13 protein-coding genes are annotated in these 13,874 nt (G+C 71.3%); 8 read left to right on the plus strand and 5 right to left on the minus strand.

Annotation, left to right across the window (positions count from 1 at the left end):
* Window positions 1-51 precede the first annotated feature (51 nt).
* Genes ACZ7NC_RS01055 through ACZ7NC_RS01065 form a run of 3 tightly spaced genes read left to right on the plus strand, consistent with a single transcriptional unit; the run spans window position 52 to window position 2,577 of the window.
* On the plus strand, window positions 52-639 hold the full coding sequence (locus tag ACZ7NC_RS01055) for a DUF5998 family protein (RefSeq protein WP_471483767.1): 588 nt from the start codon (window positions 52-54) through the stop codon (window positions 637-639).
* Window positions 639-1,883, plus strand: coding sequence for an alkaline phosphatase family protein (locus ACZ7NC_RS01060; RefSeq protein WP_471483769.1), 1,245 nt, complete (start codon window positions 639-641; stop codon window positions 1,881-1,883). Before ACZ7NC_RS01055 ends, ACZ7NC_RS01060 begins: the two co-directional genes overlap by 1 nt.
* Before the next feature lie 46 nt (window positions 1,884-1,929).
* Window positions 1,930-2,577, plus strand: coding sequence for a thymidine kinase (locus ACZ7NC_RS01065; RefSeq protein ID WP_471483770.1), 648 nt, complete (start codon window positions 1,930-1,932; stop codon window positions 2,575-2,577).
* A gap of 32 nt (window positions 2,578-2,609) precedes the next feature.
* Here ACZ7NC_RS01065 and ACZ7NC_RS01070 read toward each other — a convergent pair whose 3' ends face one another.
* A complete protein-coding gene (locus ACZ7NC_RS01070) occupies window positions 2,610-3,413 on the minus strand; it encodes a VOC family protein (RefSeq protein WP_471483772.1) in 804 nt (267 codons plus the stop codon).
* A 296-nt stretch (window positions 3,414-3,709) separates the two neighbouring features.
* On the opposite strand from ACZ7NC_RS01070, the gene ACZ7NC_RS01075 reads away from it, so the two are divergent.
* Entirely contained in the window at window positions 3,710-4,561 is an 852-nt protein-coding gene (locus ACZ7NC_RS01075; protein WP_471483774.1) for a sulfurtransferase, read from the plus strand.
* Window positions 4,562-4,853: 292 nt separating this feature from the next.
* Here the strand turns inward: ACZ7NC_RS01075 and sepH are convergent, their stop codons facing one another.
* The 3 genes from sepH to ACZ7NC_RS01090 form a co-directional block, all read right to left on the minus strand.
* Complete coding sequence (sepH, locus tag ACZ7NC_RS01080; RefSeq protein ID WP_471483775.1) at window positions 4,854-5,891, minus strand: septation protein SepH; 1,038 nt, start codon at window positions 5,889-5,891, stop codon at window positions 4,854-4,856.
* A gap of 468 nt (window positions 5,892-6,359) precedes the next feature.
* Window positions 6,360-7,679: a D-arabinono-1,4-lactone oxidase gene (locus ACZ7NC_RS01085; RefSeq protein WP_471483777.1), complete on the minus strand. Its 1,320-nt coding sequence runs from the start codon at window positions 7,677-7,679 to the stop codon at window positions 6,360-6,362.
* Window positions 7,639-8,877 (minus strand): MFS transporter, encoded by a 1,239-nt coding sequence (locus ACZ7NC_RS01090; protein ID WP_471483778.1) that lies wholly within the window; start codon window positions 8,875-8,877, stop codon window positions 7,639-7,641. The genes ACZ7NC_RS01085 and ACZ7NC_RS01090 overlap by 41 nt, the downstream gene beginning before the upstream one ends.
* A gap of 187 nt (window positions 8,878-9,064) precedes the next feature.
* On the opposite strand from ACZ7NC_RS01090, the gene ACZ7NC_RS01095 reads away from it, so the two are divergent.
* Both ACZ7NC_RS01095 and ACZ7NC_RS01100 read left to right on the plus strand, forming a co-directional pair.
* Window positions 9,065-10,192, plus strand: a complete 1,128-nt coding sequence (locus ACZ7NC_RS01095; protein WP_471483780.1) for a ferrochelatase — start codon at window positions 9,065-9,067, stop codon at window positions 10,190-10,192.
* Window positions 10,193-10,200: 8 nt separating this feature from the next.
* Window positions 10,201-11,016, plus strand: a complete 816-nt coding sequence (locus tag ACZ7NC_RS01100) for an inositol monophosphatase family protein (RefSeq protein WP_471483781.1) — start codon at window positions 10,201-10,203, stop codon at window positions 11,014-11,016.
* 112 nt (window positions 11,017-11,128) lie between these two features.
* Here the strand turns inward: ACZ7NC_RS01100 and ACZ7NC_RS01105 are convergent, their stop codons facing one another.
* On the minus strand, window positions 11,129-11,302 hold the full coding sequence (locus tag ACZ7NC_RS01105; RefSeq protein WP_471483782.1) for a hypothetical protein: 174 nt from the start codon (window positions 11,300-11,302) through the stop codon (window positions 11,129-11,131).
* A 418-nt stretch (window positions 11,303-11,720) separates the two neighbouring features.
* Between ACZ7NC_RS01105 and ACZ7NC_RS01110 the strand changes: the two genes are divergently transcribed.
* The gene (locus ACZ7NC_RS01110; RefSeq protein WP_007385219.1) at window positions 11,721-12,374 is read left to right on the plus strand and encodes a response regulator transcription factor; all 654 of its coding nucleotides are present in this window, start codon (window positions 11,721-11,723) and stop codon (window positions 12,372-12,374) included.
* A 6-nt stretch (window positions 12,375-12,380) separates the two neighbouring features.
* Window positions 12,381-13,631 (plus strand): sensor histidine kinase, encoded by a 1,251-nt coding sequence (locus ACZ7NC_RS01115; RefSeq protein ID WP_471483784.1) that lies wholly within the window; start codon window positions 12,381-12,383, stop codon window positions 13,629-13,631.
* Window positions 13,632-13,874 lie beyond the last annotated feature (243 nt).

Genomic DNA, 13,874 nt, shown 5'->3' on the forward strand with positions numbered 1-13,874 from the left:
ACCGCCGTGAGCGGTGCCTCGCAGTCAGTGGTCCCCCGTAGGATGGGCCCCATGGCCAAGACCAGTACGACGACCCAGGGGCTGCGTGCGGCGATCGAACGCAGCGGCTACTACCCGGCCCTCGTGGCCGAGGCGGTGGAGGCCGCCGTGGGTGGTGAGCCCATCCGGTCGTACCTGGTCCATCAGGAGACGACGTTCGACCAGAACGAGGTGCGACGGCATGTGACCGTGCTCGTCCTCACCGGCAACCGCTTCATCGTCAGCCACACCGACGAGCAGGCCGCGGACACCACCTCCCCGACGCCGTACGCCACTACCTCGACGGAGTCGGTCAAGCTCGGCCGGATCTCCTCGGTCGTGGTCAGCCGCGTGGTCGCCAACCCGGAGCAGTACACGGTGGGCACGCTGCCCCGCGAGGTGGTTCTCACCATCGGCTGGGGTGCCGTCTCCCGCATCGACCTGGAGCCCGCCGCCTGCGGCGACCCCAACTGCGAGGCCGACCACGGCTACACGGGCAGCTCCACGGCGGACGACCTCAGCCTGCGCGTCAGCGAGGCCGGTGACGGTCCGGAGACGGTGCGCCAGGCGCTCGCCTTCGCCCAGGCACTCTCCGAGGCGACCGCGGACCTCGCGCACTGATGTCCCACCCGTCTCCCCCCGCCGCCCATGATCGAGGGCGCTCCGCGCCCACCCCTCCCCATTCCACCGCCTGGGATCATCCAGAACCTCTCGCCGTCGGCTCCGCACCCGTCCCCGAGTACGGCGTCGGCTCCCTCGCCGATCTGCTCCCCACCCTGGCCGCCGGCATGGACGTACCGGACATGACCGCCGCCATCCAGGAGCTGACCCCCGCCGACCGCAACTGCGTGTTCCTGATCGACGGGCTCGGCTGGGAGCAGCTGAGGGCGCACCACGACGAAGCCCCCTTCATGAACTCGCTGCTCAGCAGCTCACGCGGGGGCACGGGCCGCCCGATCACCACCGGCTTCCCGGCGACCACCGCGACCTCCCTGGCCTCCGTCGGCACCGGCCTGCCGCCCGGCGCCCACGGCCTGCCCGGGTACACCGCGCGCAACCCGGAGACCGGCGAGCTGATGAACCAGCTGCGCTGGAACCCGTGGACATCGCCGCGCGTCTGGCAGCCGTACCCCACGGTCTTCGAGCTGGCGCACCGGGCGGGCGTGCACGCGGCGCAGGTGTCGTCGCCCACCTTCGAGAACACCCCGCTGACCAAGGTCGCCCTCAGCGGGGGGACGTTCCTGGGACGGCTGACCGGCGAGGAGCGCATGGACCTCGCGGCCGAGCAACTGGCCGCGGGCGACCGCTCCTTGGTCTACACGTACTACGCCGAGCTCGACGGCGCCGGCCATCGCTACGGCATCGACTCGGACACCTGGCGCGGCCAGCTCATGTACGTCGACCGGCTCGTCCAGCGCCTCGCCGAGCAGCTCCCGTCGCGCAGCGCGCTCTACGTCACCGCCGACCACGGCATGATCGACGTGCCCTTCGACGAAGAGCACCGCATCGACTTCGACGAGGACTGGGAGCTGCGCGCCGGGGTCGCCCTGCTGGGCGGCGAGGGCCGGGCGCGGCACGTCTACGCGGTGCCGGGCGCCGCGAACGACGTCCTGACCTGCTGGCGCGAGGTGCTCGGCGAGCAGTTCTGGGTGGCCTCGCGGGACGAGGCGATCGCGGCGGGCTGGTTCGGGCCGCGGATCGACGAGCGGGTGTACGACCGCATCGGCGACGTCGTCGCGGCCGCGCGGGACGACGTCCTGATCATCGCGTCCGAGCGGGAGCCGAAGGAGTCGGCGATGGTCGGAAACCACGGCTCGATGACCCCCGCCGAGCAGCTGGTTCCCCTGCTCGAAGTACGCTCCTGAAACCTCCCTCAGTCCCCTTCGCTGCCCGAAAGGTGCTCAACTCGACATGCCCGAGCTGGTGTTCTTCTCCGGAACCATGGACTGCGGGAAGTCGACGCTGGCTCTCCAGATCGAGCACAACCGTTCGGCGCGTGGTCTCGCGGGCATCATCTTCACGCGCGACGACCGCGCGGGCGAGGGCAAGCTGTCCTCACGGCTCGGCCTGGTCACCGACGCGGTGGAGGTCGAGGACGGCATGGACCTCTACGCGTATCTCGTCGACCACCTCTCGCGGGGCGGTCGCGCGGACTACGCCATCGCCGACGAGGCCCAGTTCCTCGCGCCGCAGCAGATCGACCAACTCGCGCGCGTGGTCGACGACCTGGGCCTCGACGTCTACGCCTTCGGCATCACGACCGACTTCCGCACCAAGCTGTTCCCCGGCTCCCAGCGCCTGGTGGAACTCGCCGACCGGGTCGAGGTGCTCCAGGTCGAGGCCCTGTGCTGGTGCGGTGCCCGCGCCACCCACAACGCCCGCACGATAGGCGGTCAGATGGTCGTCGAGGGCGCCCAGGTGGTCGTCGGCGACGTCAACCAGGCGGACGCCGTCGGCTACGAGGTGCTGTGCCGCCGCCACCACCGCCGCCGGATGACGGCGGCCGGCGCACGGGCCGCGGCGCTGTCCCCGGACGTCCTGCCGGTGCAGCCGGCCTGAGTCCCCGACCGTGGCTCGGCCCGCGGTCGCCGTCAGCGCGGGTTCTCGATGAGGGAGAACCGGGCCCCCTCCGGGTCCGCCACCGTCGCCACCCGGCCGTGCGCGCTGTCATGGGCCGGGCGCAGTACATGGCCGCCGAGGTCGACGACCTGGGTCAGCGCCGCGTCGGTGTCGGCGACTTCGAAGTACGTCATCCAGTGCGGGCCCCGGTCGCGTGGCAGGGCGTTGCCGATGCCGTGGATACCGGCGACCGGACGGCCGGCGACGTTCAGGGTCACGTAGTCGAGGTCGGCGGAGACGACCGGCTCCTCCTCGTAGGCGAACACCGACTCGTAGAACTTGGCGACGTTCACGGACTCGAAGGTCACCAGCTCGTTCCAGGCCGGGGTGCCGGGCACGCCCGTGATGGCCGTGCCGAGGCGGGCCGTCACCTGCCACAGGCCGAAGACGGCGCCGGAGGGGTCGGAGCAGATCGCCATCCGGCCGGCCTCGCCGGCGTCCAGCGGGCCGACGCCGACGGTGCCTCCGCACAGCCGTACCGTCTCGGCGGTCAGATCCACGTCGTTCGAGGCGAAATAGGGCGTCCAGGCGATGGGGAGGTGGCGGTCGGGCGGCAGCTGGCCGATGCCGGCCACCTCACGGCCGTCGAGCAGGGCGCGGACGTAGGGGCCGAGCTGCTGGGGGCCGGGCCGGAACTCCCAGCCGAACAGCGCCCCGTAGAACTCCTGGGTCGCGGTCAGCCCGTGCACCATCAGACTCACCCAGCTGGGCGTGCCGGGCGTGTGCCGGGCGTGTGTCGGGCCGTTCGGGCCGGCCGACCCCCGTGCCTCGGTCATCGTCACTCTCTCCTCGGCCCCTCGCGGCGGCCGCGTCGCTTCCGCTGTCCCGACCCCCGTGCCGATGCTCGCACCACCCGTGGCCGGGCGCGCTGCGGGCGCGCCGCCGCACGACGGCCGTTGACCGGAGGATGCCCGGTGTGCAATTTACCGCCCGTTTCCGTGCGATTGCCGAAGGATGTCGATCGGCTGTACAGCATGTGCCCGATCCCGTACGCCCGGTGATCGGGCCTGTCCGGCGGGCAGAGTATCCGGAGCCGGGCGATGCGGCCACCCCGTGCGCAAGGATGGTGGTCATGAACGCCATCATCTCCGCACCTGAACTCGCGAGCGCGCTGACGGGCGAGAACCCGCCGGTGCTGCTCGACGTCCGCTGGCAGCTGACCATGTCGAAGGCGTCCGGCGAGCCGCCGTTCGACGGCCGGGCCACGTACGAGGCCGGGCACATCCCCGGCGCGGTCTACGTCGACCTGGACCGGGAACTGGCCTCGGCGCCCGGTTCGCGCGGCCGCCATCCCTTGCCGGACTTGGCCGAATTCGGTGCGGCGATGCGACGGGCGGGGGTGTCGTCCGGGACGCCGGTGGTCGTGTACGACGGCGGACAGGGCTGGGCGGCGGCCCGCGCGTGGTGGCTGCTGCGCTGGACGGGTCACTCCGACGTACGGGTCCTGGACGGCGGCCTGCCGACCTGGCAGGGCCCGCTGGAGACTTCGGTGCCGACTCCGGCGGAGGGCGACTTCGAGCCGGTACCGGGGGCGACGGGTCTCCTCGACGCCGATGGCGCGGCGGCGCTCGCCCGGTCGGGCGTACTGCTGGACGCACGAGCGGGGGAGCGGTACCGCGGCGAGGTCGAGCCGATCGATCCGGTCGGCGGCCACATCCCGGGCGCCGTCTCCGCGCCCACCAACGACAACGTCGGCGCGGACGGCCGCTTCCTGCCCGCCGAGGAACTCCAGGCCCGCTTCAAGACACTGGGCGCGACCGAGGGCGCGGAGGTCGGCGTCTACTGCGGCTCGGGAGTCTCCGCCGCCCACGAGGCCCTGGCGCTGGCGATCGCGGGCATTCCGGCCGCCCTGTACGTCGGTTCGTGGTCGGAGTGGTCCTCGGACGCGTCACGGCCGGTGGCCGTGGGGCCGGATCCGCAGTAGGGGCGGTGAGGTTGCTGTAGGGGTCGGGACGCCGACCGGAGGCAGCCGGAGCGGGCGGTCCCGTCCGGCACGAAGTGCCCGAGGCGCGTGCTCGGTTCCCGGCATGTGGGCCGGCGCGTGTGGGCCGCTGTGAACCAGCCCGGCGCGCGCCCGGCCGCCCCCGCACGACTCTGCGCAACGACGCGCCCGGCAGCAGCGCCTGGCCGCAACGGGCGCCGCACAGCATGAGGGCCGCGCAGGCGAACCAGCGCGGCCCTCATCCCGTACGACACTTCCGCAGCCGTACGGCCGACTACTCCTGCTTCTTCCTCCGTGTGCCGAACACGATCTCGTCCCAGCTCGGGACGGCGGCTCGGCGTCCGGGGCGGACGCCGTCCGCTTCGGCCTGGCGGTCCGTGGCGCCGGTGAGGCGGTCACGGTGGCTGCCGACGGAGCGGGGCATGAGGACGTCCGCGTAGGCGGAACCGGCGGAGGCGGCGGGCGCCGGGGGCTCCTCCTCGGCCGGTTCGGCGATCGGCTCCTCCGGGTCGGGCTCCGACGGACGCTCCGGCACCACCAGGTCGCCGCGGAAGCTGGGCACCGCCTCCAACAGGCTGGTCAGCGAGTCCCGTTCCTCAGCGGTCTCCTCGGCAGGTTCGGAGGCCTGGGCCGGCAGGCTCGGCCGCGCGGTGTCGAGGGCACGGTCCATCGAACGCTCGCGCGGCAGCCGGGCGATACGCGGCACGAACGGGAAGCTCGGCTCCGGTGCGGCGAGGTCCTCGGACTCGCCGATCAGCGAGCGCGCCTCCTCGTCGACGGCCTGCACGAGCCGCCGGGGCGGGTCGTACGTCCAGCTCGCCGAGTGGGGTTCGCCCGCCACCATGTAGACCAGCAGCACTTCCCAGGTGCCGTCGTCGCGGCGCCACGAGTCCCACTGCGCGGTGTCCTTGTCGGCGCCGCGCAGCAGCAGCCGCTCCTGGACGGCCTCGCCGAGCTGCGGACCGGCGGCGTTCTCGCCGGGGCGGCGGACGGGGGTCTTGCGGGCCCGTTCGGCCATGAAGGCGCGCTCGGCGAGCACGGGGCCCTCGAAGCGCCGTACGCGGTCGACGGGGATGCCGGCGAGTTGGGCGACCTCTTCCGCGGTCGCACCAGCGCGTATACGCGCCTGGATGTCACGGGGGCGGAGATGGCTCTCCACCTCGATCTCGATCTGGCCGAGGCGCGGACGGTCGCCGCGCACGGCGGCGCGCAGGCGTTCGTCGATCGGAAGGGTGTACTCCGTTGCGTCGGCAGCCTTCAGCACCAGCCGTGTGCCGTCATTTGAGACGGCCACGACACGCAGTTCGGGCATGGGGACCTCCCGGGTGGTGCCTGCCGACGTCACGTGCGTCGCTGCTTCCGCTAGTCGAGTGTGGCCTGCCCGGGTGCAGCCTGCCACAACCTTGCCGAGTTGCCCGGCGTGTCGGGCGCGGGCCCTGGATCGCCGTTATGGCACGGTTACCTATTCGCAACGCTAAGTGACCAACTCCGTCACCCTGTGCAACTATCCCCCTCCCGGCGGTCCTTGAAGGCCACGGATGCCCAGGCGGGAGACCGGACCCAGGGCTCGCCACAGTACTCCATTTGGGCCACGTGCGTGGATTGGCACGCCGCCCAACTTCTGGCAAGAAGCGTGACTCGGCCGTGGGTTGGGCCGTTTTCGACCTTGAACGTGGCGTACTTCACGCAAATGTCAGAAACGGAGCCAATGGTTTCGGCCATGCGTCCCCCTGTCGCACAGGCGGTCGAACCCACGGGCCGAGCCGATCCGGTCGAGCGGCTACGCCCCCAACACCCGGCGCAGATAGTCGTTCTGGAACAGACGCTCGGGGTCGAGCCGGTCGCGCAGCGCGGTGAACTCGCCGAAGCGCGGGTAGGCCTGGGCGAAGTACTCGGCGTCCCGCGTGTGCACCTTGCCCCAGTGCGGCCGCCCCTCGTGCGCCGTCAGGATGCGCTCTGCGGCGGTGAAGTACCGCTGGTACGGGGTGCCCTTGGCCATGTGGACGGCGATGTACGCGCTGTCGCGGCCCGAGGCGGTGGACAGCGTGATGTCGTCGGCGGGGGCGGTGCGCACCTCCACGGGGAAGCTCACCCGGAGCTCGGAGCGGTCGACCATGGCCTTGAGTTCGCGCAGGGTCTCGACGACGGCCTCGCGCGGGACGGCGTACTCCATCTCCACGAAGCGCACCCGGCGCGGCGATGTGAAGACCTTGTAGGGGATGTCCGTGTAAGTCCGCGCGGACAGGGCCTTGCTGGAGATCCGGGCGATGGCGGGGATCGCGGCGGGCACCGCGCGGCCGACCCACTGGGCCGCCTGGAAGACGCCGTTGGAGAGGAACTCGTCCTCGAACCAACCCGCGAGCCGCCCCACCGGCTGCTCCGGGCCGGCACTGCGGTTGTTGCGCTTGGTGTTGGTGCTGCCGGTGTGCGGGAACCAGTAGAACTCGAAGTGCTCGTTCTCGGTCCACAGTTCGTCGAACTCCGCCAGGACCCTCGCGAAAGGCATCGGCTCCTCGCGCGCGCTGAGCAGGAAGACCGGCTCCACGGCGAAGGTGATCGCGGTGACGATGCCGAGCGCGCCGAGGCCGATCCGGGCGGCGGCGAAGACCTCCGGGTTCTCCTTCTCGGAGCAGATGAGCACCGAACCGTCGGCGGTGACCAGCTCAAGCGCCTTGATCTGGGCGGCGATCGAGCCCGAGTCACGACCCGTGCCGTGGGTGCCGGTGCTGGTGGCGCCGGAGACCGTCTGCTCCATGATGTCGCCCATGTTGGTGAGCGACAGGCCCTCACGCGCCAGGGCCATGTTGAGCCGCTTGAGCGGGGTGCCGGCCTCGACCGTGACCGTCATGGCCTCCCGGTCGATGGAGCGGATGCCGGTCAGCAGGTGAGGGCGGACCAGCACGCCGTCGGTGGCGGCGATCGAGGTGAAGGAGTGCCCGCTGCCGACCGCCTTCACCTTCAGGCCGTCCTCGGCGGCCCGGCGTATCGCCCCCGCCAACTCCTCCACGGAGGCCGGAGTGACCTCGCGCGCGGGGCGGGCGGCGACATTGCCGCTCCAGTTACGCCACGTGCCGTTCCTGCCGCTCGCTGTGCTGCTCAACGGTGCCTCCCCGACGCGGAGCCGGCCTGCTGAGCCGGCGATACCCCAGGAAACCGACCACGACCGCGACGGCCCCGGACACCGCCGGCACCCCGTACCCGGCCTCCGCACCGGCCGCGTCGATCACCCAGCCGGCCATGGAGGAGCCGAGCGCGACCCCGACCGCGAGCCCGGTGCTCACCCAGGTCATGCCCTCGGTCAGTTGCGCGCGTGGTACGTGCTCTTCGATCAGGGACATGGTGGTGATCATCGTGGGAGCGACGGCCATGCCCGAGACGAACAGCGCCACGGCCAGAAACGGCAAGTTTCCGACCAGTAGGAGGGGGATCATACTCACGGCCATCGCGCATATGCCCAGCAGCCAACGACGTTCGGGCGCCCCCTTGAAGCGCAACAGCCCGAACACGGCCCCGGCCGCGCAGGAGCGCGCCGCGTAGAGGGCGAGGACCACGCTCGCGGCGCCCTTGTGACCCTGCTCGTCGGCGAAGGCCACGGTGACCACGTCGACGGCGCCGAAGATCGCTCCGGTCGCCACGAACGTGGCCACCAGGACCTGAAGTCCGGCAGAGCGGAGCGCGGAGCCGCCTTCGTGCTGCTCGCGCGGATGCGGTGCGGGCTCGGTGCCCCGCTGCGCGGTCAGCCAGAAGACCCCGACTCCCAGGAAGCAGCCGGCGAGCAGTGGCCCGGCCTCGGGGAGCCATGCCGTGGACAGGCCGATGGAGATGATCGGCCCGAAGATGAAGCACACCTCGTCGATCACGGACTCGAAGGAGTACGCGGTGTGCAGCTGAGGCGTCCCCCGGTACAGCGCGGCCCAGCGGGCGCGGATCATCGCCCCCACGCTCGGCACGCAGCCGATGCCGACGCAGGCCACGAACAGCACCCAGTCCGGCCACTCGTAGTGCGCGGCGAACAGCAGCAGGGCCCCCGCCCCGAGCGAGATCAGCGTCGCCGGCCGCAGCACCCGCCGCTGCCCGTACCGATCGACCAGCCGCGAGACCTGGGGTCCCGCCACCGCCGCGGCGAGCGCGATGGTGGCCGAGAGGGCACCGGCGAGGCCGTACCTCCCGGTCAGCTGCGAAACCATGGTCACCACGCCGATGCCCATCATCGACAGCGGCATCCGGCCGAGGAAACCCGCGGCGGAGAAGGCCTTGCTGCCTGGGGCGGCGAACAGGGCGCGGTAGGGGCTGGGCACGGGGGTCTCCGGTCAGGCGGGAGCAGCGCGGGCCGGGAAGGGCGCGGGGCGCTGCCGTAAGGCGTGTGGATGGCCGGGACAGCTTATGAGTTAGGTGACCCTAACGCACCCGTTCGGACGAACCGGGAACCCGGGGCGGTCACCCCGCCGTTTCCCGGCTGTCAGCACCGGATGACAGGATCGACCCATGCCAGAAGCGCGCGATGCCAGCCCCTACGACGCCCTGCTCCTGCTCTCCTTCGGCGGCCCCGAGGGCCCGGACGACGTGATCCCGTTCCTGGAGAACGTCACGCGCGGGCGGGGCATCCCGAAGGAACGCCTCAAGGAGGTCGGCGAGCACTACTTCCAGTTCGGCGGCGTCAGCCCCATCAACGACCAGAACCGCGCCCTGCTCGACGCCCTGCGCAAGGACTTCGCCGAGCACGGCCTGGATCTGCCGATCCACTGGGGCAACCGCAACTGGGCGCCGTACCTGACGGACACGCTGCGCGAGATGGTCACCGACGGACACCGCCGCATCCTCGTGCTCGCCACCAGCGCGTACGCCTCCTACTCGGGCTGCCGGCAGTACCGCGAGAACCTCGCCGACTCGCTCGCCGCCCTGGAGGCCGAGGGGCTGGAGCTGCCCAAGATCGACAAGCTCCGGCACTACTTCAACCACCCGGGATTCCTGGAGCCGATGATCGACGGTGTGGTCCAGTCCCTCGCCGACCTCCCCGAGGACGTCCGCGCGGGCGCGCACCTCGCCTTCTCGACCCACTCCATCCCCACCGCCGCCGCCGACACCTCCGGCCCGGTCGAGGACCACGGGGAGGGCGGTGCGTACGTCGAGCAGCACCTGGACGTGGCCCAGCTGATCGCCGACGGGGTCCGCGAGCGCACCGGTGTCGACCACCCCTGGCAGCTCGTCTACCAGTCCCGCTCCGGCGCCCCGCACATCCCCTGGCTGGAGCCCGACATCTGCGACCACCTGGAGGAGCGGCACGCGGCCGGCGTCCCCGCGGTCGTCATCGCCCCCATCGGTTTCGTCTCCGACCACATGGAGGTCCTCTACGACCTCGACACGGAGGCCAAGGCCAAGTCGGAGGAGCTGGGCCTGCCGATGCGTCGCTCAGCCACCGTCGGGGACGACCCGCGGTTCGCCGCCGCGATCCGTGACCTCGTTCTGGAGCGCGCCGCCGTGGAGCGCGCGGAGGAGGTCACGCCGTGCGCCCTCGGCGCGCTCGGCGCGAGCCACAACCTCTGCCCGGTCGGCTGCTGCCCGTCCCGCGCCCCCAGGCCCGCCGCGGCGGGCGCCGACAGCCCCTACGCATGAGGAGCCCCGTGACCGACGCCCTGCACACGGAACTGCTCACCCTGGCCCAGGAGGCCGCCCGCCGCGCCGGTGAACTCCTGCGTGACGGCCGCCCGGCCGACCTGGCCGTCGCGGCGACCAAGTCGAGCCCGATCGACGTGGTCACCGAGATGGACATCGCGGCGGAGAAGCTGATCACGAACCTGATCTCCGAGCACCGCCCCGACGACGGCTTCCTCGGCGAGGAGGGCGCCGCCACCGAGGGCACGAGCGGCATCCGCTGGGTGATCGACCCCCTGGACGGCACGGTCAACTACCTCTACGGCCTGCCGACCTGGTCCGTCTCCATCGCCGCCGAGCAGGACGGCGAGACGGTGGCCGGAGTGGTCGCGGTCCCGATGCGCGGCGAGACGTACCACGCGGTCCGTGGCACCGGCGCCTGGGCCACCGGCTCCTGGGACGGCGAACGCAGGCTGCGCTGCCGCCCTATGGCACCCCTGGACCAGGCCCTGGTCTCCACGGGCTTCAACTACGTCACCGAGGTCCGCACCCACCAGGCCGACGTGGCCCAGCGGCTGATCCCCCTCCTGCGCGACATCCGTCGCGGCGGCTCGGCCGCGATCGACCTGTGCGACCTGGCGGCGGGCCGCCTGGACGGCTACTACGAGCGGGGTCTCAACGCCTGGGACCTGGCCGCGGGGGACCTGATCGCCCGCGAGGCCGGCGCGCTGACCGGTGGACGGCCGGGGGAGCGGCCCTCCCGCGAGCTGGCGGTCGCCGCGACGCCGGGGGTCTTCGAGCCGCTCCAGCAGCTTCTGGAGGGCTTCGGCGCCTGGCACGACTGACGGGGCACGACTGACGGGACCGCAGCGGGCGTCACCAGGGCGTCGGCCGCGGACAGCAGCGGGCCCCCGGCGCTGGATTCGCCGGGGGCCCGCTGTGGTGCTTACCAGCCGGTCAGACGCCGGACATGCCGACTTCCACACCATGCTCGGCGGCGAGGCGGCGCAGGTCGTCGAGCTCGCCCTGCTCCACCTCGACGAGGAACTCGTCGCCCTCGTCACGAGCCCGCGTCAGGTCGGACTCGGTCGTCCTTATGCGCTGCAGAAGTCCTGCGGTGAATGCGTCCATGCTGCGCCCCCTCGTCCTGGGTCGTGGGTCGGTGGCACGGGGGTGTGCCGTTAGGAAGGGACGATCACGTCTCCGGTAGGTGCCCAGCGCTGCCCGTGCTGGGCGGCGACGGTGCCGGACACCCACACCCGCTCTGCGGAAAGCGGATTGCGCCGTACCGCATGGTGCTGCGGTACATGCAGAGCGTGATCGCGGGGTGTACATGCCGTCCTCCCCGCGCTCTCTTCCACGGAAACCTCAACCGGACGAGAAAATCTCGCATTCCCGGGTCTCACACCCGTCCTTCAAGGGCCGCTCACCCGTCTTACCGCCGACTTATGGCCGAAAAGGGCAGGATGGAGGCCTACACACCAGACCAGGACCCCTGCCCGCGTGCGGCACAAGCGCTACGCGGGTGGACACAGGAAGGACAAGCGACGTGCGCGTACTCGTCGTCGAGGACGAGCAGCTGCTCGCCGATGCGGTGGCCACCGGACTGCGCCGGGAGGCCATGGCCGTCGACGTCGTGTACGACGGTGCGGCCGCCCTGGAGCGCATCGGCGTCAACGACTACGACGTGGTCGTCCTGGACCGCGACCTCCCGCTGGTGCACGGCGACGACGTCTGCCGCAAGATCGTCGAACTGGGCATGCCCACCCGCGTGCTGATGCTCACGGCTTCCGGCGACGTCAGCGACCGGGTCGAGGGACTGGAGATCGGGGCCGACGACTACCTCCCCAAGCCCTTCGCCTTCAGCGAGCTGACGGCACGCGTGCGTGCCCTCGGCCGCCGTACGAGCGTGCCGCTGCCGCCCGTCCTGGAGCGCGCCGGCATCAAGCTCGACCCGAACCGCCGCGAGGTCTTCCGCGACGGCAAGGAGGTGCAGCTCGCGCCGAAGGAGTTCGCCGTCCTGGAGGTGCTGATGCGCAGCGAGGGCGCGGTCGTCTCGGCCGAGCAGCTCCTGGAGAAGGCCTGGGACGAGAACACCGACCCGTTCACGAACGTCGTGCGGGTGACCGTGATGACGCTGCGCCGCAAGCTGGGCGAACCGCCGGTCATCGTCACCGTGCCCGGTTCCGGCTACCGGATCTGATCCGCCATGGCCGCCACCCCCGCGCCGCCCCAGGCGCCCCCGAAGCCCACCTGGGACCCCCGCAGGTCGGAGCCGCAGTTCCCGTGGCTGCGCCCGACCATCCGGATAAGGCTCACGCTGCTGTACGGCGGAATGTTCCTGATCGCCGGCATCCTGCTGCTGTCGATCATCTACCTGCTGGCCGCGCAGGCGATCAACACCGGCAACGAGCCGCTGTTCAAGATCGTGGACGGCGACCAGCTCAGGGTCACCAGCGACAACTGCTCCGCGATCAACAACGCCACCAACCTCACCTACCCGCAGTTCAACGAAGCGGTCAGCGCCTGCATCGACGATCAACGCCGGGTCGCCCTGGACGATCTGCTCAGCCGGTCGCTGCTCGCCCTGCTCGGCCTCGCGATCATCGCCTTCGCCTTCGGCTACGCCATGGCCGGCCGGGTGCTCTCGCCGCTGGGCCGGATCACCCGCACGGCCCGCGCGGTGGCGGGTTCGGACCTGTCCCGCCGTATCGAGCTGGACGGCCCGGACGACGAGCTGAAGGAACTGGCCGACACCTTCGACGAGATGCTGGAGCGGCTGCAGCGGGCCTTCACCGCCCAGCAGCGCTTCGTCGGCAACGCCTCGCACGAGCTGCGGACACCGCTGGCGATCAACCGCACGCTGCTGGAGGTGCACCTGTCCGACCCGAACGCCCCGGTGGAGCTACAGCAGCTCGGCAAGACGCTGCTGGCCACCAACGAGCGCAGTGAGCAGCTCGTGGAGGGCCTGCTGCTGCTCGCCCGCAGCGACAACCAGATCGTCGAGCGCAAGCCGGTCGACCTCGCCGAGGTCGCCGAGCAGGCGGTCGACCAGGTGCACGGCGAGGCGGAGACGAAGGGCGTGGTGATCCGTGGCGAGCAGAAGCCCGCGGTGGTCCAGGGCAACGGCGTCCTGCTGGAGCGCATCGCCCTGAACCTGGTGCAGAACGCCGTCCGGTACAACGTCCCGGAGGGCGGCTGGGTCGAGGTCACCACCGACGTCCAGCACGGGCAGGCGGTCCTGGTCGTCTCGAACACCGGGCCGGTGGTGCCGGCGTACGAGATCGACAACCTCTTCGAGCCGTTCAGACGCCTGCGTACGGAGCGCACGGGCAGCGACAAGGGTGTGGGCCTGGGGCTGTCCATCGTGCGGTCCGTGGTGCGGGCTCATGGCGGGCACATCGCGGCGCAGCCTCGCGAAGGCGGAGGGCTCGTGATGCGAGTCACCCTTCCCGTCTGAGAACATATGCGCCGACAGCTACCGCAGTTGGGGGGATGTTCGCTTTGCGCGGAATTTTCTGAAGGCCGAGCTAGCGCTCACGTGTGTGATCGATCACAAGAGCGGTTTTCCGGCCATCTACTCTCGGTGATCATCCGACCTGTCGGAAAGCCGGGAAAATCCGGGTTTTCGGGGGTCCTGATCACGGGAAGTACACGGTGAGACGCCTTTGAACTGCGGCATTAGGACCGTGTACGGTCCCGT

This window comes from Streptomyces sp. NPDC111802 (genome assembly GCF_055634335.1).

Bases quoted from the DNA above. Each gene is read 5' to 3' on its own strand.
- ACZ7NC_RS01115 (WP_471483784.1), top strand. From the start codon at position 12,381: ATGGCCGCCACCCCCGCGCCGCCCCAGGCGCCCCCGAAGCCCACCTGG.
- ACZ7NC_RS01055 (WP_471483767.1), top strand. From the start codon at position 52: ATGGCCAAGACCAGTACGACGACCCAGGGGCTGCGTGCGGCGATCGAA.
- ACZ7NC_RS01095 (WP_471483780.1), top strand. From the start codon at position 9,065: ATGCCAGAAGCGCGCGATGCCAGCCCCTACGACGCCCTGCTCCTGCTC.
- ACZ7NC_RS01075 (WP_471483774.1), top strand. From the start codon at position 3,710: ATGAACGCCATCATCTCCGCACCTGAACTCGCGAGCGCGCTGACGGGC.
- sepH (WP_471483775.1), bottom strand. From the start codon at position 5,891: ATGCCCGAACTGCGTGTCGTGGCCGTCTCAAATGACGGCACACGGCTG.
- ACZ7NC_RS01065 (WP_471483770.1), top strand. From the start codon at position 1,930: ATGCCCGAGCTGGTGTTCTTCTCCGGAACCATGGACTGCGGGAAGTCG.
- ACZ7NC_RS01070 (WP_471483772.1), bottom strand. From the start codon at position 3,413: ATGACCGAGGCACGGGGGTCGGCCGGCCCGAACGGCCCGACACACGCC.
- ACZ7NC_RS01105 (WP_471483782.1), bottom strand. From the start codon at position 11,302: ATGGACGCATTCACCGCAGGACTTCTGCAGCGCATAAGGACGACCGAG.
- ACZ7NC_RS01060 (WP_471483769.1), top strand. From the start codon at position 639: ATGTCCCACCCGTCTCCCCCCGCCGCCCATGATCGAGGGCGCTCCGCG.